The following is a 24,054-nucleotide window of genomic DNA, read 5'->3' on the forward strand; positions in this document are numbered from 1 at the left end:
CTGGGCCGGGCAAGCCACGCGCGAGTGGCGGAATTGGCAGACGCGCTGGATTCAGGTTCCAGTGTCCGAAAGGACGTGAGGGTTCAAGTCCCTCCTCGCGCACAACAGAAAAGTTCCCGGCAGGACCCGGCTCCCGGCTCCGGATCACGGGCGGCGCACCTTCGATGGCGCCCCCTCCGGGCGGTTGAGCAAGCTCGTCGGACAGAGCGGCGGATCGATCGAACCCGGCGGTCGGTCGAGCCGGGCCACCTCGGAGCGATAGCTCGCCCATACCGTCTCGGCAGCCACCGGTGCGGGGATCTGCCCATCCCGAACCTGACGTTCGGCGGCGGACACCGCCGAGGCCACCGCTTCGTTGCTGTGCAGTTCGGCCATCAGGCGGTCCTCCAACAGGCCCCACAGCCAGCGAACCTGTTGGTCGCGTCGTCGCTGCTCCAGCTCGCCCGAGGCGGTCATCCGCCGTCGGTGCTCGCCCACCTGCTCCCAGAGCTCGTCGAGACCGGTGTCGGCGAGGGCCGAGGCGATCAGCACGGGCGGCGACCAGTTGGGACTCGCCGGCACCAGCAGGTGCAGCGCCCGCTTCAGCTCCGCTGCCGCCAACCGGGCGCGGTTGACGTTGTCGCCGTCGGCCTTGTTGACCACCACCAGGTCGGCCAGCTCCAGAATGCCTTTTTTGATGCCCTGAAGTTCGTCGCCCGCACCGGGCAGCATCAGCACGCAAAACATGTCGACCATGTCGGCGACGACCGTCTCGGACTGGCCAACGCCGACGGTCTCGACCAGCACCACGTCGTACCCGGCGGCCTCGCACACCAGCATGGTCTCGCGGGTCACGCTGGTCACCCCACCCAGGGTGCGGCCGGTGGGCGACGGACGAACGAAGGCCGCCGGGTCCACCGCCAGCCGGGACATGCGCGTCTTGTCGCCCAGGATCGACCCGCCGGTGCGCGAGCTGGAGGGGTCGACCGCCAGCACCGCCACCCGGTGGCCGGCGGCGGTGAGGTTGACGCCCAGCTGATCGATGAACGTGCTCTTGCCCACGCCCGGCACCCCGGTGATGCCCACCCGCTGGGCCCCGCCGGTGTGCGGCAACAGCGCCCTGAGCACCTCGCGGGCGACCTCCCGATGGTCCGGACGGCTGCTCTCCATCAGGGTGATCGTGCGGGCGACGGCCGCCCGGTCTCCGGAGCGAGTGCCCTCCACGTAACGTTCGACGTCCCACGGCGCAGCCATCGGGCGTCCAAGCTACAGCCGGGGCGCACCCCGCCCGGTTCCGGCCCGGGGCCGATCGACACCCCGATAGTCTCTCCCGAGCGCCCACGCATCCCATGAACACCTTCCTCGGCCTGCTCGCCATCTTTGCCCTCATCGGCAGCAATGCTTGGTTCGTCGCTGCGGAGTTTGGCTACGTCGCTGTCCGTCGGCACCGGCTCGAGGAGGCGGAGGCCGCCGGAGACGCCTCCGCCAAACGGGCACTCTCGGTGCTGGGTCGTGTCGGGTTCATGTTGTCCGGCGCGCAGTTCGGCATCACCGCCACCTCGCTCGTCCTCGGTTTCATCGCCGAACCGGTCCTGGAACAGCTGTTCCGCCCGCTGTTCGAGATGATCGGTCTCGCCGGAGCGGCGCGGACGGCGGTGTCGACGACCCTCGCCTTCCTGGTGGCGGTCGTCGCCCAGATGGTGCTGGGGGAGCTGGCGCCGAAGAACTATGCGATCACCAAACCGGAGCGCGTCGCCCTTCGCCTGGCCCGCGGCCTGAATATCTACATGCGGATCTTCGGGCCGATCGTCCGGCTGTTCGACGGGTCGGCCAACGCGCTCCTCGCCCGCTTTGGGCTGCACGCCGTCGAGGAACTCGACTCGTCGGTCACGATCGAGGAACTGGACTACATCGTCGAGGCGGCGGCCGAGCAAGGCAACCTCTCGCAAGGCCAGGCCCGGCTCCTCAGCCGGGTCCTCGAGTTCCGCAGCCTCACCGCCGACCAGGTGATGGTGCCGCGCCGCAAGGTGGTCACGCTGCCCGACACCGCCACCGGCGCCGACCTGATGGCCGCCGCTCGTGTTGCCTACACCCGTTTTCCCGTCGTTCACCGCAGCGAGGACGGCATCGACGAGGTGCGCGGGCTGGTCAGCTTGAAACAGCTCGTCGGGGTGAAGCCGGAGAAGCGGGCGTCGGCGCGTGTCGTCGACCTGATGACCGCGTACCCGACCGAAGTGGTCGAATCCACCTCGGCGCAGGAGGTCCTCGAGCGGTTCCGTCAGCGGGGCAGCGAGTTGGCGGTCGTCACCGACGAGTACGGCGACCTGTCCGGCATCGTCACCCTGGAGGATCTGGTCGAGCGCCTGCTCGGACCGATCGAGGATGAGTACGACCTGCCGGCGGTCGGGCCGGAGCTGGGATCGGTCGTCGATGACGGCTGGCGCATTCGCGGCTCCGCATTGGTCGTCGACGTGCAGCGCGAGTTCGGTCTCGAGCTGCCCGAAGGACCCTACGACACCGTCGGCGGGCTGGTGATGACCCTGCTGGGCTCCGTCCCCGCGGTCGGCGAGGTCGTCGTCGTGTCCGGGGACGGCGGCACGACCCTCGAACTCGAGGTCGAGTCGATGGACCACCGGGCCGCCGAGTGGATCCACATCCGACAGTCCGACCAAGGTGCCGGGGGCATCGAGCGATGAGCACCCCGGTCGCCCTCGGGCTCTCGCTGCTGCTGCTGGCCGCCAACGGGGCGTTCGTCGCTGCCGAGTTCGCCGTGCTGGCGGCCCGCCGGTCCCGGTTGGAACAACTGGCGGCAGACGGCGACGGGCGGGCCCTCGCCGGTATCAAGGCTTCGAAGGAACTGTCGGTGATGCTCGCCGGCGCCCAGTTGGGGATCACGATGTGCTCGCTGGGCATCGGTGCCCTGGCCGAACCCGCAATCGCCCACCTGATCGAGGGCGCACTCAACGCTGTCCTCGATGGGAGGATCGAGCTACCGGGCGGGGTCGTCCGCGCGATCGGGTTCACGATCGGGCTGTCGATCGTCGTCTTCTTGCACATGGTGCTCGGCGAGATGGCACCCAAAAGCATTGCCATCTCGTCGCCGGAAAAGTCGATGCTCGTGCTCGCCCGGCCCTTTGTCGGGTTCGTATCGCTCTTTCGCCCGCTGATCGCCGCCCTCAACTGGATGGCCAACGTCACCGTGAGGCTGACCGGCACCACCCCACGCGACGATGCCGCCGCCTACAGCGCCGCCGACCTCGGGCTGCTCATCAGACAATCGGGCGCCAACGCCGAGGGCGGGGTGGGCATCCATCCGGCCGACCAGGAACTGCTCACCCGCGGGCTGCACCTCAGCGCAACGACGCTCGGTTCGGTGATGACGAGCCGCAACGACATCGTCGAGGTGAGCATCGACGATGACGCCGACGCGATCGAGGAAACCGCCCGGCGAACCGAACGGAGCCGCCTGCTGGTAACCCACGACGCCGATCTGGACGATGTCGCCGGCATGGTCCTCGTGCGCGACGTTCTGTTGCTGGATGAGGTTGAGCGGGCCGAGAAAACCGCCGGTGATCTGCTTCGGCCGGTGGTGTCGGTCTCACCGGACGACTTGACCGAGGACGTGCTGTTGTTGTTGCAGAGCGGAGACGCCCACGTCGCCCTCGTCGTGAGCAACAGCGGCCTCACCCTCGGTTTGGTCACCCTGCGCGACCTGATCGAGGAGGCGGTCGGCGACCTGGCCGAGCCACCGGTGCGGGTCAAGGTTCAGGGCCGCCTGCGCAGCGTGCGCCACAACGCCCGCCGCCGCACCCCCATGCTGCCCGAGAGCGACTGAGCTCAGTTGTAGACGGACCGTGCGGGGGCCGGCCTGGACCACGCCGCCTCGTAGGTCAACAGGCCCGGCCCCCGGTAGCGAAACACGTCGAACGACACCCGGTTGCCGCTGGCCTCCGCCCGGTCGATGCCCGCCCCGTGAAACGCACGGAGCAACTCGCCGGCGCTCTCGAGGCCGTCCAGGGGTTGGGGCAGCACCAACAGGTTGTGGGCGCTTGGCGCCATCACCGCCACATCGGGTGGGCACGACAGCTCGGGGATGGCCAGTGTCAGGTCGAGCGCGTGTCCGGTGACGGCCAGCCCATCACCGTCGACCAGGGCGAAGGGGCAGCAGTCGTGCAACTGGATCTCGTAGGTGACCGACACCAGTTCGGCCCGGTTGACCGCCGCTGTCGCCCACACATCGGGCATCGGCACTCCCCACCGGCCCGCATGCACCACGCTCACCGAGGCCATCACCCGATCGAGCTCCACGCCGAGGCCGATGTAGGAGGTGGGCCCAAGTGGCTTGGCGACCACCGGCACGGGCCGCTCGTCGCTGCGCCCGCCGAAGATGCGCACCCTCAAGCGGTCCTTCACCTCGTCCCAGTCGGAGAGCATCGCGTCCATCGCCGGAGCGTCGAGCTGGTCCAACGCCGAGATCATGTCGTAGACCAGCAGCCGCCACTCGCTCCGAGGGATACGGGCGGCCACCTCGGCCAGCGTGGTCATGCCGAAGACCGGGCCACCGTCGGGGACGGCAAGCGAACCCTCCCACCCGTCGACCACCGGAGCGCTGTAGCGGTGGGTGACGACCGCGGTCGTCACCTTCAGGAGCTCCCGGGCCCGACCTTGCGAGCGCAACGGCCGGGCCCAGGGGGGCAGCGCCAACCCATCGAGTGCCGCCACGCCGGGTTGCTCCATGTCGCCTGGTTGCGTACCGAAGGTGTCCATCGTTCGATTCCTCCCATCGAGGCCGGTGCGGTCGGCCCCGATGACGACGGTATCGAGGGTCTTGAAGCGCGACTACGGGGACCGCGGCCCATTGCCGTCGACGACCGGGAGCGCTACCAGGTGAGGTTGAGGGTGCCGCGCATCACCGCTTCAAAGGCAACATCATCCATCGAACCTCGCGCCCCGAGCACCATGACCGCATCGTTGCCCACCGGCACCCGCAGCGGCGTCTCGGGGTCCTCCAGAGCGTCGACGATCGCCGTGGCGACCACGTCGGGCCCCGGTCGACCGGCGGGGTTGAGCGAGTCCGAGCCGGACGACCACTGTGCCGCCAGTTCCTCGTAGACCGTGCCCTCGATCAGCTCGTCGGAGCCCTTGGTGGCCATCGGCGTATCGAAGTAGCCGGGCTGAACGACCACCATCCGCACGCCGAAGTGGCTCAGCTCGAAGTGCGCCGACTCGCTGTAGCTCTCGATCGCCGCCTTGCTCGCCGAGTAGACACCGCCCAACGGCGTGCCGACCCGACCCTGGACCGACGACATGTTGACGATGACGCCCGACCCCTGGGCGCGCATGGCCGGCGCCACCGCTGTGGTCATGCGAAACGTGCCCCAGAAGTTGGTGTCCATCACCCACTGGGCCACATCCTCCGGGTAGGACTCCACCGGGCCGTGGCGGTCGACGCCGGCGTTGTTGACCAGCGCGTCCAGGCGTCCGGCCTGGGCCACCGCAGCGGTGATCGACGCCCGATCGGTCACGTCGAGGCTCAGCCGCTCGGCCACGTCGAGGTCGTCGAGCGTGGCGACGTCGCGGGCGGTGGCGATCACCTCATGTCCCCGACGGGTCGCCTCGACCGCGGTGGCACGGCCGAAGCCGGTGGAACAACCGGTGATGAGGATGCGCATGGCGCTCAGCCTGTCATCCGCACCTGCCCTCTGCTGGCGGGGAAGGCCGTTGCGTCTGGTGCCGGGCAGCACGCTTCAGCCCGAGGCCGTCGACGGGCGCAGGTCCAGCCCGGCGGCCAGCGCCGGGGCCCGGTACGCCTCCGCCAGGGAATCGACCGTTTCGTGGGCGTTCAGGCCGCTGGGGTTGGGCACCACCCACAGCTCGACGCCGCCCAGGGTCTCGTCCTGACGTCCCATCGTCGCCTTCGGCCGGCCAAAGGCGTCGCGGTAGGCGGTGATGCCGGCCACCGCCACGACGTTCGGTCGGTGGTGGGCCACAAATGCCCGCAGCTGCTCGCCCCCTTTGCGCAGTTCGTCCCGGCTGAGTTCGGAGGCCTTGGCGGTGGCGCGACCGACCACGTTGGTGATGCCCAGGCCCCGCTCGAGAAAATAGTTGCGGTCGGCGTCGGACATCCCCGCCGAGCGGTCGATGTCCCGCTCGATGATCCCCGCCTTGAGCAGCGCCGGGTAGAACCGGTTGCCCGGGTAGGCGAAGTGGGTTTGGGCGGCCGCCGTCCACAGCCCGGGGTTGATGCCGACAAACAACAGCTTCAGCCCGGGGCCCACCATGTCGGGCACGGTTGCATCGCGAAACGACTCGAGCTCAGCGCGGCCGAAACCCACATTCACCTCATCACACGTCAGGCCGGGCCGTACAGCCGGTCGCCGGCGTCGCCCAGCCCGGGCACGATGAACGCATCGTCGTCGAGGTAGTCGTCAATCGACGCAACAACGAGGTGACCGACTGACCCCTCCCGGCGCAGGGCGGCGATTCCTTCGGGGGCGGCGAGCACGCACAGCGCGGTCACCCGCTCGGCGCCGCGGCGCCGCAGCAGCTCCGCCGCATGGTTGAGCGATCCGCCGGTGGCCAGCATCGGGTCGAGCACCCACGCCTCAATTCCGTCGAGGCCTTCGGACACGGTGTCCAGATAGGGCTCCGGCACCAGGGTGGTCTCGTTGCGTTTCACCCCGACGAACGCGGTCGGCGCCCCGGGCAGATGCTCGAGCATGCCCGGCAGCAGCCCAAGGCCCGCCCTCAACACCGGCACGACCAGCGGCAGCTCATCGAGTCGGGCGCCGGTCGTCTCGGTCAGCGGCGTCCTGACCGGCAACTCGGTGACGCTCAGTCCGCGCGCCGCCTCATAGGCCAGGATGCTCGACAGCGTTCCCATCGCCTGCCGGAATCCGGCCACATCGGTGGACTCATCCCTCAGCACGCTGAGCGCCACCCGGGCGAGCGGATGATCGACCACGGTAAGCTGCATCGCCCCATCTTGGCCCATCGCAGCGGTGAGGACGCGGCACCGACGCCGCCGACTTCAGGCTTGAGCGACGCTTGCCAGCAACTGGTCCAACAACCCCTCGGCCGCCTCGGCGATCACGGTGCCGGGCGGGAAGATCGCCGCCGCACCGGCCTCCCGCAACGCCGGGAAGTCCTGGGGCGGGATGACGCCGCCGACGACGATCATGATGTCGTCCCGCCCGGCCTCGGCCAGAGCGTCGCGCAGCTCGGGCACCAGGGTGAGGTGGCCGGCGGCCAGCGACGACACGCCGACGATGTGGACGTCGGCCTCGACCGCCTGCGACGCGGCCTCGGCCGGCGTCTGAAACAGCGGACCGATGTCGACGTCGAAGCCCAGGTCGGCGAAGGCCGAGGCAATCACCTTCTGGCCACGGTCGTGACCGTCCTGGCCCATCTTGGCCAGCAGGATGCGCGGACGGCGCCCGTCGGCCTCGGCGAAGCGCTCCACCTGCTCGCGCACGTTCATCACCTGTGTTGCGTTCTCGCCCATCTCGCTGCGGTACACCCCTGAAATCGTCTTGATCTGTGCCTGATGGCGTCCGTAGGACCGCTCGATCGCATCGGAGATCTCCCCGAGCGACGCCATGGCCCGGGCGGCGTCGATGCTCAACGCCAACAGGTTGCCCTCGCCTGTGTCGGCCGCCTTGGTCAGGGCGTCGAGCGCCGCTGTCGTCGTCTCATCATCACGCTCCTTGCGCAGTCGGCGCAGCTTCTCGATCTGGCCGGAGCGCACCGCCGCATTGTCGACCACCCGCACCTCGAGGGGGTCCTCCACGTCGGGCCGGTAGGCGTTGACGCCGATCAGCGGCTGGCGGCCCGAATCGATGCGGGCCTGGGTGCGGGCGGCCGCCTCCTCGATACGCAGCTTGGGGATGCCCGCCTCGATCGCCTGGGCCATACCGCCCAGCTCCTCCACCTCGCCGATGTGTGCCAGCGCCTTGCGGGCAAGCGACGCGGTGAGCGACTCGAGGTGGTAGCTACCGCCCCACGGGTCGATCACGTCGGTGGTGCCCGACTCCTGTTGGAGGAACAGCTGGGTGTTGCGGGCGATGCGGGCCGAGAAGTCGGTCGGCAGCGCCAGCGCCTCGTCGAGCGCGTTGGTGTGCAGGCTCTGGGTCTGGCCCTGCGTGGCGGCCATCGCTTCCAGGCAGGTGCGCATCACGTTGTTGAACGGGTCCTGGGCGGTCAGCGACCAGCCCGAGGTTTGGCTGTGGGTGCGTAGCGACAGCGACTTGGGGTTCTTGGGGTTGAAGTGCTGCTTCACCAGGCCGGCCCACAGCAGCCGGGCGGCCCGCATCTTGGCCACCTCCATGAAGGTGTTCATGCCGATCGCCCAGAAGAAGCTGAGCCGGGGCACGAACGCGTCGACGTCCAGCCCGGCTTCGATGCCGGCCCGCACGTAGTCGAGGCCGTCGGCCAGCGTGTAGGCCAGCTCCAAATCGGCAGTCGCCCCGGCCTCCTGCATGTGATAGCCGGAGATCGAGATCGAGTTGTACTTGGGCATGTGCTCGGAGGAGAAGGCGAAGATGTCCGAGATGATCCGCATCGAGGGCTTGGGCGGATAGATGTAGGTGTTGCGCACCATGAACTCTTTGAGGATGTCGTTCTGGATGGTGCCCGCCAGCTTGTCGGGGGCGACGCCCTGCTCCTCGGCGGCCACGACGTACAGCGCCAGCACCGGCAGCACCGCACCGTTCATCGTCATCGACACCGACATCTTGTCGAGCGGGATGCCGTCGAAGAGGGTGCGCATGTCGTAGATCGAGTCGATCGCCACCCCGGCCATGCCCACGTCGCCCGCCACCCGGGGGTTGTCGGAGTCGTATCCCCGGTGGGTGGCCAGGTCGAAGGCCACCGACAGGCCCTTCTGGCCCTGGGCCAGGTTGCGGCGATAGAACGCGTTGGAGTCCTCGGCGGTGGAGAAGCCCGCGTACTGGCGGATCGTCCACGGCTGGTTGGTGTACATCGTCGGGTACGGCCCACGAACGAACGGGGCGATGCCCGGCAGCGAGTCCAGGAAGCCCAGCTCGTCGGTGTCGGCGGCTGTCGACAGCACCGCCATGTCGATGCCTTCGGGCGTGGAGACGCTCAGGTCGCCCGGTTCGCCTCCGGCGATCGCTGCGGCCTCGCTGCGCCAGCGCTCCGCGGCGCCCTCGGGCGGGGCGGCGGTCGGGGGCGGGCCGATGGTCGTGTAATCGGGAAGAGCGCTCACCCCCTCAGGTTACCGGAGCCCTCCAGGCCGCATCGCAGGCAACCGCTGCACGTGCGCCATCGAGCCTCGCCGTCCCACAGTGATCACACCCACGGTCGATCTGGGTGCGATCACTGTGGGACGGGCCACAGTGATCACACCCAGTTAGGGCTTGGGTGCGATCGCTGTGGTGCTCAGGTGTCACCATTCTGCTCTTCCTGCCAGAATCCGCTGGTGAACTCGGCCGCAGCCCCGGTGATCGTTGAGCTTGTTGGCGCCGAGCAGTGGGAGCGGGTCAAGGCGTTGCGGCTGGCGAGCCTCCGCCAGGATCCCCAGGCGTTCTTCAAGCTGCTGTCCGAGGAGATCGACCTGGCCGAGGCCGAGTGGAGGTCGCGGCTCGCGTCGGCCAACACATGGGTTGCGGTGCTCGACGGAGGCGACGTCGGCCTCGTCACCTCGAGCCCGGATTGGGACGATCCGAACGCCGCCCACCTGTCTGGCCTGTGGGTCGACCGGTCGGCACGGCGGTGCGGCGCCGCCCAGGCATTGAGCGGTGCCGTTGTCAGCCACGCTCGTGACACGGGGTTTCGACGAGTGGTGCTCTGGGTGGCCAGCGCCAACGCCGGGGCCGACCGGCTCTACGCCGGCCTCGGGTTTACCCGCACCGGTCGCACCGACACCTTCCAACCGCCGCGCGACACCTACACCGAATGGGAGCTCGAGTTGATGCTGTAACCGGCTGGGCCGAAGCCCATGCCCTCAGTCCATCGTCGGACGGCGGCGGTTGGCCTTCTTCTCGCTCTGCTGGCGTTTGGCCTCGAGCCGCCGCCGCTTGGAGCCACGGGTGGGCCGGGTGGCCCGACGAGGCGCCTTTGGTGGCGCCAGCGCCGCACGGATCCGGCCGGCCAGCTGAGAGCGGGCCTCCACCCGGTTCTTCCACTGGGAGCGGTGGCGATCGACCATCACACGGGCCTCGTCGCCGAACTGCTCGATCAGCCTGGCGCGCTGGCGATCGCTGAGCACCGTCGAGGCGACGAGGTCGTAGCGAACGTCGACCCGAGTGTCGGAGGTGTTGGCGTGCTGCCCACCCGGCCCACCCGACCGGGTGAACTGCCAAGTCAGCTCGTTCTCGGGGATGGTCAGGCGTTCGTTCACCTTCAACCCGCGTTCGGAGGGAACGGTCTTGTGTGATCCGTCGGCCATTGCACCAGTGTCGTCGATCGAGCACCGCCGGCCGCATCGCTGGCGCCTGGGCCGCCGACCCCGCCAGGTCGCCGTCGACCATGTGGGCTGTGCGGCGCAACTCAGACGACGACGTTGACCATGCGGCCGGGGACGATGATCACCTTGCGGGGCTCGGTGCCCTCGAGGTGGGCGGCAACGTTGTCGATCGCCAGAGCGGCGGCGGTCATCGTGGCCTGGTCGGCATCGGCCGCCACCGTGATGTGACCCCGCACCTTGCCGTTCACCTGCACGGGCAGCTCGATCGTGTCCTCGGTCAGCAGGCCCTCGTCGACCATCGGGAACGGGGCCCACACCACCGACGTGTCGTGGCCCAGCTTGGCCCACAGTTCCTCGCCGATGTGGGGGGCCACGATGCCGAGCAACTGCACCAGCGGCTCGGCCACCTCCCGGGCCACCGGAGCGGCCGCTTTGGTGAGGTGGTTGTTCAGCTCGATCAGCTTGGCGATGGCGGTGTTGGCGTGCAGGGCGTCGAGGTCCTCCCCAACCCCGGCCACGGTGCGGGCCACCAGGCGCCGGGTCTCGTCGTCGGCCGGCCGGTCGACCACGGTCAGCTCACCGGTGTCCTCGTCGACCAGGTTGCGCCACAGCCGCTGGAGGAACCGCTGCATGCCCACCACGTCGCGCGTACTCCAGGGACGGCTGGACTCGAGTGGGCCGCCGGACAGCTCGTAGAGCCGGAACGTGTCGGCGCCGAACGCGTCGTACATCTCATCGGGCGTCACCATGTTCTTCAGGCTCTTGCCCATCTTGCCGTACTCGCGGTTGACCGGCTGACCCTCGAAGAGGAACTCCCCGTCGACCTCGGTCACCTCGGAGGCCTCGACGTATTGGCCCCTGGCATCGGTGTAGGCGTAGGCCTGGATGTAGCCCTGGTTGACCAGCCGGTGGAACGGCTCGGGCGAGCTGACCAGGCCCAGGTCGAACAGCACCTTGTGCCAGAAGCGGGCGTACAGCAGGTGCAGCACGGCGTGCTCGACGCCGCCGACGTACAGGTCCACGCCACCGACGGTCTGGCCCTCGCCAGACGCATCCGGGCTGTCACTTGGGGAACGCGGCCCCATCCAGTAGCGCTCCACCTCGGGGTCGACGAAGCGCTCGGCGTTGGTCGGGTCGAGGTAGCGCAGCTCGTACCAGCACGAGCCCGCCCACTGGGGCATCACGTTGAGCTCGCGGCGGTAGGTCCGGGGACCATCGCCCAGATCGACCTCCACGTTGACCCACTCCTCCACCCGGCCGAGCGGCGGCACCGGGTTGGAGTCGGCATCGTCGGGGTCGTGTGCCTGGGGCGAGTAGTCCTCCACCTCGGGCAGCTCGACCGGCAGCTCCGAGTCGGGCAGCGCCCGCGGGCCGTGCTCGTCCCACACGATCGGGAACGGCTCGCCCCAGTAGCGCTGGCGGCTGAACAGCCAGTCCCGCAGCCGGTAGGTGATGGCGGCCTCGCCGCGGTCGATCGATTCCAGCCACCCGTTGATCAGCGCGACCGCCTCGGCAATCGTGCGCCGACCGTTCAGATCGACGTTCTCGTTGGCGGAGCCGACGTAGGCGCCCTCGCCGACGAAAGCCTCGGGCCATGTGGCGGTCTCCAGGGTGGGCTCCAGGTCGCGTGCGGCGAACCACTCATCCGACGGCTGTTGAATGGCGGTGATCGGCAGCCCGTAGTCGCGTGCAAACTCGAAGTCGCGTTCGTCGCCGGCCGGCACGGCCATGATGGCGCCGGTGCCGTAACCCATGAGGACGTAGTCGGCGATGAAGACCGGTACCGGTTCGCCGTTGACCGGGTTGGTGGCAACAGCGCCGATGGCGACGCCGGACTTCTGGCGGTCCTCCTGGCGCTCGCGATCGGTCTTGGCCGAGGCGGCGGCCCGGTAGGCGGCGACCGCCTCTCGAGGTGTCGCCGCCGCAGCGCCGTCGGCGGTGGCCCGGCGCCACCTGTCCGGCGTGCCTTCCCGCCATGCGTCGGGCACCAGCGCGTCGACCATCGGGTGCTCGGGCGCCAGCACCATGAAGGTGGCGCCGAAGAGCGTGTCGGGCCGGGTGGTGAACACCTCGATGTCGCCGGCGTCGCTGGCGAAGCGAACCTGGGCGCCGGTCGAGCGGCCGATCCAGTTGCGCTGCATCACCTTGATCGGCTCGGGCCAATCGAGCAGGTCCAGGTCGGCGAGCAACCGGTCGGCGTACGCGGTGATGCGCATCACCCACTGGCGCATGTTGCGGCGGAACACCGGATAGTTGCCGATGTCGGAGCGTCCCTCTGCGGTGACCTCCTCGTTGGCCAACACCGTGCCCAGCCCCGGGCACCAGTTGACCGGCATCTCGGCGGAGTAGACGAGCCGGTGGGCGTCGATGATCGCCCGCCGCTCACCCTCGGTCAGCTCGTCCCAGACACGGCCGTCCGGGGTCGCCCGCTCCCCCGATTCGAACGATGCCTCCAGCTCGGCGATCGGCCGGGCGACGTCAGCGTCCGGGTCGAACCACGACTCGAAAATGCGGGTGAAGATCCACTGGGTCCAGCGGTAGAAGTCGACGTCGGTGGTGGCGACCGAACGGCGGGCGTCGTGGCCCAGGCCGATGCGTCGCAGCTGGCGACGCATGATGGCGATGTTGTCCTCGGTCGTCGTGCGGGGGTGGGCGCCGGTACGGACGGCGTACTGCTCGGCGGGCAGGCCGAAGCTGTCGTAGCCCATCGCGTGCAGCACGTTGTCGCCCCGGGTGCGGCGATAGCGGGCATAGACGTCGGTCGAGATGAACCCGAACGGGTGCCCGACGTGCAGACCCGCACCGGAGGGATAGGGGAACATGTCGAGCACGTAGCGGCGAGGCCGGCCGGCCACCGCTTCCGGATCGGCGAGCGGCCCGGAAGGGTTAGGCGCCTCGTAAGTGCCGTCGGCCTCCCAGCGCTCCTGCCACCGAAGCTCGATGTCGGCGGCCAACTCGGGGGTGTATCGGTACGGGGGGAGCGTGTCTGCCACGTGCTGAGGCTAGGCGCTCGGGCGTTCGGGTACGGAACGAGAGGAGGAGGCGCCGCCGCCGGCGGTGTTCCAGAATCTGATCATGCTTGCTAGCATGCTTGCATGGCTCAGGTCAGCTGGCGCGCAGACAACGAGATCGTGAAGCGAGCGAAACACGCTGCGGCGCGGTCGAATCGTTCCCTCAACGAATACATCACGCTGGTCGTATCGGCGGCGTCCAACCCGGACTTCGCCGGCTCCGAGTCTGAAGCCGTTCGAGAACGACTGGCGGCAGCCGGATTGCTGGGAGCGACCAGGGCGCCTCGGTCCCGACCGTCCGACGCTGAGGTCAAGGCCGCCGGCGAGCGGGCTGCTTCTGGAACGCCCCTCGACGAGCTGATCTCCACTGGCCGGTGAGCGTTTATGCCGACAGTTCCGCACTGGTCAAGCTGTACGTGCCCGAACGAGGGCACGAGCAGATCCGGGCGATCACTTCCACCCTGGTGACTGCTGAGATCAGCAGAGTGGAACTGGCGTCGGCGCTGTGGCGCAAACATCGGATGGGCGAACTGGACCCATCCGATGCGCACACGCTCACGGCGAGATTCGAAGCAGACCTCGACGATCCGGTTGGAGACATCGCCTTGGTTGCGACCAATCCGTCCATCCTCGATGCCGCTCTCGACATGGTGGCTCGACACGGACTCCGCGCCTACGACGCCGTCCAACTGGCGTCGGCGGTCGAGGCCCGGACACAGCTTGGGGGCCTTGAGCGCTTCGCTGCGTTCGACAACGACTTGCGGGCAGCGGCATCCGCCGAACGATTCGGCCTGATACCGGCCACTCTCGGCTAGGTCTCCGCTCAGTCGAAGACCGGCACCGCCTCCATGGCGGCGGCGATCGCCTCGTCGGGAAGGTCGTAGTCCTTCAGCCCACCGGCCAGGTAGTTCTCGTACGAGGCGAGGTCGAGGTGGCCGTGGCCGCACAGTGCGGTGAGGATCACGCGCTCCTCCCCCGCCTCCTTGGCGGCCTGGGCCTCGCGGATGGCCGCTGCGATGGCGTGGGTCGGCTCGGGTGCGGGCACGATGCCCTCGGCCCGGGCGAACTGGATCGCGCCGGCGAAGCACTCGGTCTGGGGGATCGAGATCGCCTCGACCAGGCCCTCGTTGTAGACGTGGCTGACCAGCGGCGACATGCCGTGATAGCGCAGGCCACCGGCGTGGATCGACTCGGGGATGAACCCGTGGCCCAGGGTGTGCATCTTCAGCAGCGGGGTCAGGCCGGCCGTGTCGCCGAAGTCGTAGCGGTACTCGCCCTTGGTCAGGCTGGGGCACGCCGCCGGTTCGACGCAGCGGATCGTCGGGTTCATGTTGCCGGCCAGCTTCTCGCGCAGGAACGGGAAGGCCAGGCCACCGAAGTTGGAGCCACCACCGGTGCAGCCCACCAGCACGTCGGGGGTCACGCCCACCTTGGCCAGCTGAAGCAACGCCTCCTCGCCGATCACCGTCTGGTGAAGGAGCACGTGATTGAGCACCGAGCCCAGGGCGTAGCGGGCCTCGGGGTCGGCGACCGCCATGGCGACCGCCTCGGAGATGGCGATGCCCAGGCTGCCCGGGTGATCGGGATTCTCGGCCAGCAGCTCGCGACCGAACTCGGTCAGCTCGGACGGGCTGGAGTGCACCGAAGCACCCCAGATCTCCATCATCGTCTTGCGGTGCGGCTTGGCCCGATAGGAGGCCGCCACCTGCCACACCTCGCACTCCATGCCGTACTGGGCGGTGGCGAAGGCCAGCGCCGAGCCCCACTGGCCGGCGCCGGTCTCGGTCGTCAGCTTCGTGACGCCCTCCTGGTGGTTGTAATACGCCTGGGGCACCGAAGTGTTGGGCTTGTGCGAACCGGCCGGGCTGACGCCCTCGTACTTGTAGAAGATCTTGGCCGGCGTATCGAGCAGCGCCTCCAGGCGATGGGCCCGGAACAATGGGCTCGGACGCCACAGCTTGTAGACGTCGAGCACGCCGCCCGGGATATCGATGTAGCGCTCGGCGGTCATCTCCTGCTCGATCAGCGCCTGCGGGAACAGCGGCGCCAGGTCGTCGGGCCCGGCGGGCTGGTGGGTGCCCGGATGCAGCGGCGGTGGCGGCGGCGTCGGCAGGTCGGCGATGACGTTGTACCACTGCGTGGGCTGCTCGTCTTCGCTGAGGAGGATCTTGGTGGGCATGTCGTCGGCCATGACCAAGACGGTACCCGAACGGTCAGCCCGGCTTCTTGGCGACCGTCTTCCAGTTGAGGGTGAGCAGCTCCTCCTCCTCGGCCTGGATGTAGGAGTCGGCCTTGGTGTTCATGCGGTGGATCATGGCGTTGACCTTCTTGGGGATGATGTGCACCTTGGCCAGCGCCGCCACCGCCGCCTCGTACTTGCCGTACAGGGACACCTCGCGCTTGATCATCTCGACGGCGCTCCTGCCCTCCGAGTCGAGTAGCTCGAATCCAACCTCCCGGTAGGCGTCCTCCCAGTACTTGTAGTACCAGAACCCGCCAAAAACGGTGAGCTCACGGGTGTCCTGGATCAGCCCCCGTTGGTGTGCGTTGTCACGGTCGTAGGCGTCGAGGGCGGCGACGTCGTTGACCACGAAGCGACCGCCCGGCTTGAGCACCCGCAGCACCTCGCGACATGTGGCCTCCAGGTTGGTCACGTACGTCATCGGCTGGATGGCGTACACCGCGTCGAAGCTCTCGTCCGGAAAGTTGAGCGGCACGTTGAAGTCGCCGACGTTGAAGTTGGCCCCGTTCAGGTTGGGGTTGCGCCAGGCCTTGGCGATCTGCGAGCGGTCGATGTTGATACCGAACAGCTCGGCGCCGGTCAGTTCGGCCATGTGCTCGGCGATGGCCCCGCAACCGCAGCCCAGGTCGAGCACCTTGGCGCCCGGCAACACGGCGAGGTCGTCGGCGACGATCTGCTCGAACAGGATCTGGTTGTCCAGCACCGACTTGTTCGGGTCGACCGTTGGAGGCATGTACATCTTCTCGACCGAGCCGAGCGTGCACATGATGTGGATCACCTTGTAGAGCTGGCTGATCTCGTCGCTACTTCCCTGGTCGTACCCCTTCATCGGGATGCCCAGGTCGTAATCGGCCCTGGTGTTCTCAGGCGAGTCGGTGAACAACTCGGTGTAGGTGCCCATGTAGGCGTGGTAGTCCTCATCGGACAGTCGCCATAGGTCGCCGAAGGCCTTGAGCCGGTCCACGATCGTGGTCGGTTGATGCTGCTGCTGTGCCATGTATCCCCCTGGATATGTCGCGGCGGTGGACGAATTGCCTCCAACCGTTGCGGGTTGATCCGCACGGTCGGCCGCCGTTTCCCCGCAAGCAACGTAGTCGGCCAACGTCGCCTCGTGAGCCGATCGCTGCAAGCCTCAACCCATATGCCGTACCATATGTACATGGCGCGACGAGAAGTCCTGGTCCAACTCGATGACGACCTGGTGCGACGGCTCGACCAAGTCGCCTCTGAGCAAGGCACCAATCGATCCGAACTCCTCCGTCGCGGCGCCGCGGCCGTGCTTGAGGCCACCGAGCTCGCCCAAGCAGACCAGCAACTGCGGGATGCCTATCGCCGAATTCCACAAGACCCAGCGTTCGTCGAGTCGGCGGCACGGTTGGCCGCACAAACCGCCCCGGAGTGGTAGCGCGAGGCGATGTGTTCTGGGCCGACCTGGGCCCGCCGTCGGGTCGACGTCCCGTGTGCGTGCTCACTCGAGATGCTGCGCTCGGCAGCCTGACGGCAATCACGTGTGCGCCGATCACCCGGACGATCCGAGGAATTCGGAGCGAGGTGGAGGTCGGTCCCGCCCATGGGCTCCCCGAGCCCAGCGTCATCGCCTGTGATGCCTTGGTATCGGTGCCGTTGTCGTTGTTCGACTCGAAACCGGTTGGACGCCTGGACGTTGCCACACGAGCGGAGCTGGACGCCGCACTGCGCTACGCCCTCGACATCCTGTACTGACCTACAACAGGCGTGCGATCTGGTCGGCGGTTGACTCGCCCGAGCGGACGGCCCCCTCCATGTAGCCGTTCCACACCGGTGAGCACTCGGCGCCCGCCCAGTGGATTCGGCCGACCGGCTCCCGCAGCGCGTGGCCGAACGCGGTCCACACGCCGGGCGTGAAGTGGGCGCCGTAGCAGCCACGGCTGTACTCCTCGGCCATCCAGTCCCGCTCGAGGTACTCGACAGGATCGGCGGCCTGGGAGCCGAAATAGCGGACGAAACAGTCGATGGCCGCCTGGCGACGCTCGGCGTGCGGGCGCCGCACCCATGTCCGTCCGTCGTTGGCTTCCATGAACCCGACGAGGATGCCCGGCGTCCCCGAGGGCGGCGTGTTGTCGAAGGTGACCTTGACCGGCCCCTCGTCGGACGCGGCCTGCCCGTTGAGGCCGTCGGCCCGCCAGAACGGCTCCGGGTAGACGCAGTACAGCTTGACGACCGAGCCGGCCGGCAGCCGTTGGGTGAGCTGATCCCGCCACGACGGCAACGCCGGCGAGTACTCGAGACGGCCGGCCAACGTCGGCGGCAAGGTGACGATCACCCGGCGTCCCGCGAGCACCTCGCCCGAGGTGGTCTCGACCCGAACGCCGTCGCCGTCGTGCACGATCCGACGCACGGGGGTGTTCAGCCGCACCCGGTCGCCCAGCTGGGCGGCCATCGTCTCGGCGATCCGGATCGTCCCGCCGACCACGCGGTCCTGTTGGGCGCCCCGATCCACCCCGAGCAGCGTGTCGAGGTCGGTGCCCGAGTGGGCATAGAACAGGGCGTGCAGCGCCGACAGGTCGGCCGACTCGGTGGAGAACACCGCCTCGCAGGCCACCCGGAAGTACTCCCGTCCGGTGGGGGTGTGCAGGTGGCTGCGGATCCAGGTCTCGAACGTCTGGCCGTCGAGCAGCTTCGCCTCCTTGGACATCCACGGTTCGTCGAGGGACACCGTCTTGGCCGCCCGGTTGAAGCGGGCCATGCCCTGGGCCAGGTCAGCCAGCACGAACGGGTTGAGCTTGGGAACCGCCCCCCGTTTGGGTGCCATGCGCATGGTTTTGCCGCCCAACCGAACCAGCGTCTGACCCTCGTTGTAGGTGGGGAACGTCTCCAGGCCCAGCTCGGCGATCAACTCGTACATGCGGTCCTGGGTGGGGCCGACCCACTGCCCGCCCAGCTCGATCGACGTGCCGTCGGCGGTGACTGCGCCCTCGGTGCGCCCGCCCACCCGGTCTCGAGCTTCGAGCACGGTGACCTCGAACCCCTGGGTCACCAGGCGGCGGGCGGCGCTGAGCCCCGCCAGCCCGGCCCCAACGACGATCACCCTGTCTCCAGAATCCCGCATGGCTCAACCGTACCGGCCGGATCAACAGTCGAGCATCGCTTCGATCAGAGCCACCATGTCCAGCCCTCCCCAGCGGGAGGTGCAGCCGTGAGCCAGGATCGAAGGGCTGCCAGCAGATCTCCCGGATAGGCAACCGCCGCCCGATTGAAGCGCTGCGGGCTGGTGAGTACGAGGCCAACAAACAGTCGACCCTCCGCGACCCAACGGGCTGCCAGCGGGGCGAAGTCGCGGATGTTCTCGGTGACGATCACCCCGTGCGTCGATGCCGCCAACTCGAACAGGTCCGAGTCAGAGGTACCTCGAAGATCGGGACGTTCCGCCACGGAGATCGCATCAAACCCATCAGCCCGCAGCGCACCGGCGACAGCCACGTGGTGCATCTCGTCGATCAGCAACCTCACCGGCCAAGGAGTTCCTGTTGCCGGCGCCACGCCGTTTCCGATGCCTCGGCTTCATTGGCCAGCTCGGTTATGAGCTGGTCAACCTCGTCGGTGAACTCGGCGTAGTAGGCCATCGCTGCATCCACGAGCCCCACGGTCACGCCGAGCATCTTCGCCGCCCGCTCACGACGCTCATCGGTTGGAACATCGCCCCCAACAATGGCGCCAACGACATCGATCAGGTCAGGTCCACCGACCATCACCGGGCGTCGACCGGCCGGGCCATCACGAAAGATGACCGCCGGATGTGCCTCGGTGCGGAGGCCCTCATCGATCAGGCGTTCCGCCAGGGACGACACCGAGGTGCGGGAACGCCGGGCTCGGTCCTTCAGCCTGCCGTGCAACGGCTCATCGGTGAAGCGAATGGAAACGACCGCCATGACGACAACGTAGTCACATGTCGTCAATGAGTGTAGGTCGGCTGGGCAGCAACCCGCTCAGGCGGGACGCCTGGGCGCCCAGGACGGGTAGTCGATGCCGGCCAGGCGGTTGATCACCATGCCCTGGCCCACCATCAACACGACGGCGATCATCAACACCGTCAGCTGGGCGGGCGTCTTCAGGATGCCGAGCGACACGATCAGCGTCGTGGCTCCGGCGGGGGGATGGGGCACCTTGAACCACACCATGAACCCGCTGGTGAGGCCGAGCGACACTGCCGCCGCACCGACCCGTGGCCAGGTGACCTCGGTGGCCAGGGCCGGTGCGGCCTCGGTCAGCCCGAAGATGACCAGCGCCAGGTACCCGGCGGCGACGCCGATGGCGTGGCCGAAGATCGTGTTGCGAGGGCACGCTGCTGGAAGGGTCGGCGTATAGAAAAGAAGAAACGCAGTTGGCCCGAGCGACGGGAAGATGAACGCCTGCCCGGTGACGACGGCGGCCATCGACATCAGCGCGATCGACAGCACCCCGTTGACCAGGGCGAACAGGCCCATCACCGACGTCTGCGAGTGGCGGCTGACCAGCACCGGGATGCGGAACCGGGTGCCGAAGCCCTCGACGATGGCGGAGATGTCGCCACCGATCGGCCCCGAGCGCGGCGATTTCGACGCCAGGTCGCCAGAGCCCTTCGCTGTTGGGTGATCGGCGCCGGTTTGCTCGCCCGTCGGCTCACTCATGCGGCATGAGGCGCCTCAGCGCCACGACGATGACCCACAGGCCTACCGACAGCCCGGCCGCAGCGCGGGCCAGGCCGCCCTCGTGGGCCAGCACCCCTTCGACCGCAACGACGAGCAGGAAGATCTGCAGCGACACCATCACGAGCAGGTAGGCGGCGATGCCACCCGAGCGCTTGTACCGGGACCGGTCCGGCGGGGCGACCGCCGCACGACCAACCGGACGCTGGGAACCGCCGCGCACCTGCGAGGTCGGCGCCGAAGCCGTGGCCCGCCCGGTTGTTCGTGCGGACGCCTGTGAAGCGCTCATGTTTCGATCCCCAACGCCCACACCGTGTCGCCCCGCACCTCGACGTCGATCGCCGCCAACGGCCGATCGGGTGGTCCGGCGGTGGCTGCGCCCGAGTCGGGATCGAAGAAGCCGTGGTGACAAGGGCAGTACAGCGTCGCCTCTTCGGGCTTGTAGTAGACGACGCATCCCAGGTGGGTGCACTTCTGGGTGAAGGCCCGCAGATCACCGTTGGGGAGTTTCACCAGGATCGCCGGATCGTCGTCGCCCGGGTACTTGAACAGGTACTCGCCATCCTCGGGGATGTCTGCTTCCTTGATGATCGGCCGCGGCTCACCGGTATTGGCCCGCTGCATGGTCGCCCAAGTGCCCGCCCCGACCGCGCCGGCAGCGAACACGCCGGAGGCGGCGATCAGGTAGCGGGTGAAGTCGCGACGTGCGACGTAGTCCTCACCCTCGCTGGTCAGCGGAAACTCATCCCGCCACAGTGGGTCGCCTGGCTGACCGCCGGAGGCGCTCGCGCCCCCCGGGCCATCCTCCGGTTGAGGTTCGTTGCTCACTCACCCTCCAATGCAAACGGGTCGTCCTGCCATCCGGCCGTCGGTTGTCCGCCCATCACGTCGACCGGGCCCTGGTTGGGGTCGCGAACGACGGTCGCCACCTGGGTCGGGACCAGTTGGCGGCCGAACTGGAACTCGAACATCAGCTCGCCGGTGCGGGTCTCTTCGAACTCGGCCGGAGTGCCGTACCACAGCGCCTCGCTGGGACACACCGAGGCACACATCGGGGCCAGGCCCACCGAGGTGCGGTCGTAACACATGTCGCACTTCATCATCTGGTCGGGCAGCGCGAAGTACTTGGGCACCCCGAACGGGCAGGCGACAACGCAGTTCGAGCAGCCGATGCAGCGAGGCTTCAGCGCCGATTGCACCACGCCGTCCTCGTTCTGCTTGATGGCATCGGCGGGGCACACCTCGGCGCAGGTGGGGTCCTCGCAGTGCATGCACACCATCGGGGCGGTCTGGGTGTTGGCGCCCCGGTCGAGGTACTCGAGGTGGATCAGTGACTGCCCCCGGTGGGTGCCGCACTCCTCGCACGCCTGAACACACGACTCGCAGCCGATGCAACGGCTCTGGTCGATGACGAACATCTTGTCGGAGATCAACGAGGTCATCTGCGTGCCTTCTCCTGGAGGGTATGGACCCGACGGTCCCGGATCTCGACGTGGCCCTCGGCCTTCTCCACCTTTACCGCGCACACCTTGTACTCGGGGATCTTGGAGATCGGGTCGAGCGACCGGATGGTCAGCTGGTTGGCCGACTTCTTGCCGGCCCAGTGATACGGGAGGAACACCGTGTCGGGACGGATGGACTCGACCACTCGGGCCGGCGCAACCATCTCGCCCCGGCGCGAGCTGACCCGCACCAGGTCGCCGTCGGCGACGCCCACTTTGGCGGCCAACCTGGGATGCATCTCGCACAGCGGCTCGGGGTACTGCTCCACCAGCGGCTTGATGCGACGGGTCTGGGTGCCCGACAGGTACTGGGAGATCACCCGGCCGGTGGTCAACCACACCGGGTACTCGTCATCGACCACTTCGGCGGGTGGACGGTAGGTGATCGGATGAAAGCGAGCCTTGCCGTCGGGGTGCGCGAATTGTCCGCCCTCGTAGAGCCGTGGCGTGCCTGGGTGACCCTCCTCGGGGCAGGGCCAGAAGATGCCCTTTTCGTCGACGATGCGCTCCCAGGTCATGCCGTTGTAGTCGGCGGTGCCTCCGTGGGAGGCCACCTTCATCTCCTCGAACATCTCTTCGGTGTTCGAATAGTCGAAGTACTGGCCCCGACCGAGCCGCTTGGCCAGCTCGGTGAAAACCTCCCAGTCTCGCCAGGCGTTGCCGGGCGGATCGGTTGCCGCGTTGATCTTCACCGTACGGCCCTCGACCGTGGTGACCGTGCCCTCGTCCTCCTCGTGCAGCGAGCCGGGAAACACGATGTCGGCGTACTGGGCGGTCTCGGACAGGAAGAAGTCGATGTTGCCGTAGTACTCGAGCTTCTCGAGCGCCGCCTTGGTGTAGTTGGAGTCGGGCAGCGACACGACCGGGTTGAAGCAGATCGACAACAGACCCTTGATCTCGCCCTCGTGGATCGCCTCGATGATCTCGGGGGCGGTGATGCCCTTGCCGGGGATCTCGTCGACGTCGCAGCCCCACACCGACGCCACGTAGGCGCGGTGCTCGGGGTTTTCGACGTCGCGGTTGCCGGGCAGTTGGTCGCACTTGTGACCCTGCTCGCGCCCGCCCTGGCCGTTGCCCTGGCCGGTGATCGTGGTGACCCCGCAACCCGGCTTGCCGTACTTGCCGGTGGCCAGGCCCAGGTTGATGCAGCTGAGCACGTTCTCGACACCCTTGGAGTGGTGTTCGATACCGCGGGCGTGCAGCAGCATGCCGGTGGCCGACGTGCCCCACAGACGGGCCGCCTCGACAATGCGGTCGGCGGGCACGCCGCATATCCCGGCCGCCCACTCCGGGGTGTAGTCGGCGACCGCGGCCGCCGACTCGGCGAAGCCGACCGTGTGAGCGTCGACGTAGTTGTGGTCGATCCAGTCGTTGGCGATCAGCACGTGCAGGATCGAACCCATCAGCGCCGAGTCGGTGCCCGGCTTGATCCCGAGAAACACGTCGGCCGTGCGGGCCAGCGGGGTGACCCGAGGGTCGGCGACGATCAGCTTGGCACCCCGGTCGCGGGCACGCCAGATGTAGCTGGTGGTGATCGGCGCGCACTCGGCGACGTTGGCACCGGCGACGAACACGACGTCGGCCAGCGGGATGTCACTCCACGGGTTGGACGCCCGATCCATGCCGAGGGCCTTCTTGTTGCCGGCCCCGGCCGACACCATGCACAGGCGTCCGTTGTAGTCCAGGTTGGCGGTCTGCAGCGCCAGGCGGGCGAACTTGCCGATCAGGTACGACTTCTCGTTGGTGAGCGATACACCGGACAGCATGGCAAAGCTGTCCCTGCCGTAGGTGTCCTGGATGCGGCGGATCTCGGCGACCGTGCGGTCGAGCGCCTCGTCCCAGGTGATGGTGCGGAACCCACCGGGCGACGACGGGTCGCGCTCCAGCGGGTCGAGCAGCCGGTCGGGGTGACTGCCCTGCAGGTAGCGCTTCACGCCCTTGGGGCACAGCTTGCCCTCGTTGAACGGGAAGTCGTACCAGGGCTCGAAGCCCACGACCTCGTTGTTGGCCACCTTCAACTTGATGCCGCACTGCTGGCCGCAAAAGCAGCAGTGGGTCTCGACCTCTTTCTCGACCTTCAACCCGGCATTCCAGCCACCGGGAGGCGCCTGGTTGAGGTGGGGGCCGTACTTTTCGATCAGTTCTTCGTCGGTGACGGGCTTGGTTGCCACTGGTCACACTCCAGTCAGGTGCTGGGTAGCGGTGGAATTCAACAGGTACATACGTGGCT

Annotated in this window: 25 protein-coding genes and 1 tRNA gene; 8 read left to right on the top strand and 18 right to left on the bottom strand. The window is 68.1% G+C overall.

Annotation, left to right across the window (positions count from 1 at the left end):
- The first annotated feature begins 18 nt into the window (after positions 1-18).
- Positions 19-102 (top strand) — tRNA-Leu (locus tag IPN02_08545).
- Positions 103-144: 42 nt separating this feature from the next.
- On the opposite strand, the gene meaB is transcribed toward IPN02_08545, so the two are convergent.
- Complete coding sequence (meaB, locus tag IPN02_08550; GenBank protein MBK9296871.1) at positions 145-1,233, bottom strand: methylmalonyl Co-A mutase-associated GTPase MeaB; 1,089 nt, start codon at positions 1,231-1,233, stop codon at positions 145-147.
- Positions 1,234-1,328: 95 nt separating this feature from the next.
- On the opposite strand from meaB, the gene IPN02_08555 reads away from it, so the two are divergent.
- The gene (locus IPN02_08555; GenBank protein ID MBK9296872.1) at positions 1,329-2,675 is read left to right on the top strand and encodes an HlyC/CorC family transporter; all 1,347 of its coding nucleotides are present in this window, start codon (positions 1,329-1,331) and stop codon (positions 2,673-2,675) included.
- Complete coding sequence (locus IPN02_08560) at positions 2,672-3,814, top strand: HlyC/CorC family transporter (protein ID MBK9296873.1); 1,143 nt, start codon at positions 2,672-2,674, stop codon at positions 3,812-3,814. Before IPN02_08555 ends, IPN02_08560 begins: the two co-directional genes overlap by 4 nt.
- Before the next feature lie 2 nt (positions 3,815-3,816).
- Here IPN02_08560 and IPN02_08565 read toward each other — a convergent pair whose 3' ends face one another.
- The 5 genes from IPN02_08565 to scpA all read right to left on the bottom strand — a co-directional run bounded on the left by IPN02_08565 (position 3,817) and on the right by scpA (position 9,205).
- Positions 3,817-4,746: a hypothetical protein gene (locus IPN02_08565; protein ID MBK9296874.1), complete on the bottom strand. Its 930-nt coding sequence runs from the start codon at positions 4,744-4,746 to the stop codon at positions 3,817-3,819.
- Between the two features lie 113 nt (positions 4,747-4,859).
- On the bottom strand, positions 4,860-5,651 hold the full coding sequence (locus IPN02_08570; protein ID MBK9296875.1) for an SDR family oxidoreductase: 792 nt from the start codon (positions 5,649-5,651) through the stop codon (positions 4,860-4,862).
- 75 nt (positions 5,652-5,726) lie between these two features.
- On the bottom strand, positions 5,727-6,314 hold the full coding sequence (locus tag IPN02_08575) for a mismatch-specific DNA-glycosylase (GenBank protein MBK9296876.1): 588 nt from the start codon (positions 6,312-6,314) through the stop codon (positions 5,727-5,729).
- Between the two features lie 17 nt (positions 6,315-6,331).
- Entirely contained in the window at positions 6,332-6,955 is a 624-nt protein-coding gene (gene upp, locus IPN02_08580) for a uracil phosphoribosyltransferase (protein MBK9296877.1), read from the bottom strand.
- A gap of 54 nt (positions 6,956-7,009) precedes the next feature.
- On the bottom strand, positions 7,010-9,205 hold the full coding sequence (gene scpA, locus IPN02_08585; protein MBK9296878.1) for a methylmalonyl-CoA mutase: 2,196 nt from the start codon (positions 9,203-9,205) through the stop codon (positions 7,010-7,012).
- A 213-nt stretch (positions 9,206-9,418) separates the two neighbouring features.
- Between scpA and IPN02_08590 the strand changes: the two genes are divergently transcribed.
- Entirely contained in the window at positions 9,419-9,919 is a 501-nt protein-coding gene (locus tag IPN02_08590; GenBank protein MBK9296879.1) for a GNAT family N-acetyltransferase, read from the top strand.
- A gap of 24 nt (positions 9,920-9,943) precedes the next feature.
- On the opposite strand, the gene arfB is transcribed toward IPN02_08590, so the two are convergent.
- Positions 9,944-10,387, bottom strand: a complete 444-nt coding sequence (arfB, locus tag IPN02_08595) for an aminoacyl-tRNA hydrolase (GenBank protein MBK9296880.1) — start codon at positions 10,385-10,387, stop codon at positions 9,944-9,946.
- Positions 10,388-10,488: 101 nt separating this feature from the next.
- Positions 10,489-13,398: a leucine--tRNA ligase gene (locus tag IPN02_08600; protein MBK9296881.1), complete on the bottom strand. Its 2,910-nt coding sequence runs from the start codon at positions 13,396-13,398 to the stop codon at positions 10,489-10,491.
- A 102-nt stretch (positions 13,399-13,500) separates the two neighbouring features.
- Here IPN02_08600 and IPN02_08605 point away from each other — a divergent pair, with 102 nt between their 5' ends.
- Both IPN02_08605 and IPN02_08610 read left to right on the top strand, forming a co-directional pair.
- Positions 13,501-13,794: a transcriptional regulator gene (locus tag IPN02_08605; protein ID MBK9296882.1), complete on the top strand. Its 294-nt coding sequence runs from the start codon at positions 13,501-13,503 to the stop codon at positions 13,792-13,794.
- Complete coding sequence (locus IPN02_08610) at positions 13,791-14,231, top strand: type II toxin-antitoxin system VapC family toxin (GenBank protein MBK9296883.1); 441 nt, start codon at positions 13,791-13,793, stop codon at positions 14,229-14,231. Before IPN02_08605 ends, IPN02_08610 begins: the two co-directional genes overlap by 4 nt.
- Positions 14,232-14,239: 8 nt before the next feature.
- Here IPN02_08610 and IPN02_08615 read toward each other — a convergent pair whose 3' ends face one another.
- Both IPN02_08615 and IPN02_08620 read right to left on the bottom strand, forming a co-directional pair.
- On the bottom strand, positions 14,240-15,607 hold the full coding sequence (locus IPN02_08615; GenBank protein MBK9296884.1) for a TrpB-like pyridoxal phosphate-dependent enzyme: 1,368 nt from the start codon (positions 15,605-15,607) through the stop codon (positions 14,240-14,242).
- A gap of 22 nt (positions 15,608-15,629) precedes the next feature.
- Positions 15,630-16,655 (bottom strand): class I SAM-dependent methyltransferase, encoded by a 1,026-nt coding sequence (locus tag IPN02_08620; protein ID MBK9296885.1) that lies wholly within the window; start codon positions 16,653-16,655, stop codon positions 15,630-15,632.
- Between the two features lie 162 nt (positions 16,656-16,817).
- On the opposite strand from IPN02_08620, the gene IPN02_08625 reads away from it, so the two are divergent.
- Complete coding sequence (locus IPN02_08625) at positions 16,818-17,063, top strand: ribbon-helix-helix protein, CopG family (protein MBK9296886.1); 246 nt, start codon at positions 16,818-16,820, stop codon at positions 17,061-17,063.
- Positions 17,064-17,074: 11 nt separating this feature from the next.
- On the top strand, positions 17,075-17,380 hold the full coding sequence (locus IPN02_08630; protein MBK9296887.1) for a type II toxin-antitoxin system PemK/MazF family toxin: 306 nt from the start codon (positions 17,075-17,077) through the stop codon (positions 17,378-17,380).
- A gap of 1 nt (position 17,381) precedes the next feature.
- Here the strand turns inward: IPN02_08630 and IPN02_08635 are convergent, their stop codons facing one another.
- The 8 genes from IPN02_08635 to IPN02_08670 are packed head-to-tail and all read right to left on the bottom strand — an operon-like array spanning position 17,382 to position 23,995.
- Positions 17,382-18,746: a flavin monoamine oxidase family protein gene (locus tag IPN02_08635; protein ID MBK9296888.1), complete on the bottom strand. Its 1,365-nt coding sequence runs from the start codon at positions 18,744-18,746 to the stop codon at positions 17,382-17,384.
- A gap of 44 nt (positions 18,747-18,790) precedes the next feature.
- On the bottom strand, positions 18,791-19,147 hold the full coding sequence (locus IPN02_08640) for a DUF5615 family PIN-like protein (protein ID MBK9296889.1): 357 nt from the start codon (positions 19,145-19,147) through the stop codon (positions 18,791-18,793).
- Positions 19,144-19,566 carry a CopG family transcriptional regulator gene (locus IPN02_08645; protein MBK9296890.1) on the bottom strand — a complete coding sequence of 141 codons (423 nt, stop codon included), beginning with the start codon at positions 19,564-19,566 and terminating at the stop codon, positions 19,144-19,146. The genes IPN02_08640 and IPN02_08645 overlap by 4 nt, the downstream gene beginning before the upstream one ends.
- A 57-nt stretch (positions 19,567-19,623) precedes the next feature.
- Positions 19,624-20,241 (bottom strand): HPP family protein, encoded by a 618-nt coding sequence (locus tag IPN02_08650; protein ID MBK9296891.1) that lies wholly within the window; start codon positions 20,239-20,241, stop codon positions 19,624-19,626.
- 55 nt (positions 20,242-20,296) lie between these two features.
- Positions 20,297-20,611: a hypothetical protein gene (locus IPN02_08655; protein ID MBK9296892.1), complete on the bottom strand. Its 315-nt coding sequence runs from the start codon at positions 20,609-20,611 to the stop codon at positions 20,297-20,299.
- Positions 20,608-21,150: a Rieske (2Fe-2S) protein gene (locus tag IPN02_08660; protein MBK9296893.1), complete on the bottom strand. Its 543-nt coding sequence runs from the start codon at positions 21,148-21,150 to the stop codon at positions 20,608-20,610. The genes IPN02_08655 and IPN02_08660 overlap by 4 nt, the downstream gene beginning before the upstream one ends.
- On the bottom strand, positions 21,147-21,764 hold the full coding sequence (locus IPN02_08665) for a 4Fe-4S binding protein (GenBank protein ID MBK9296894.1): 618 nt from the start codon (positions 21,762-21,764) through the stop codon (positions 21,147-21,149). The genes IPN02_08660 and IPN02_08665 overlap by 4 nt, the downstream gene beginning before the upstream one ends.
- A complete protein-coding gene (locus IPN02_08670; GenBank protein ID MBK9296895.1) occupies positions 21,761-23,995 on the bottom strand; it encodes a molybdopterin oxidoreductase family protein in 2,235 nt (744 codons plus the stop codon). Before IPN02_08670 ends, IPN02_08665 begins: the two co-directional genes overlap by 4 nt.
- Positions 23,996-24,054 lie beyond the last annotated feature (59 nt).

This window comes from Candidatus Microthrix subdominans (assembly GCA_016719385.1).
GTDB lineage: Bacteria > Actinomycetota > Acidimicrobiia > Acidimicrobiales > Microtrichaceae > Microthrix > Microthrix subdominans.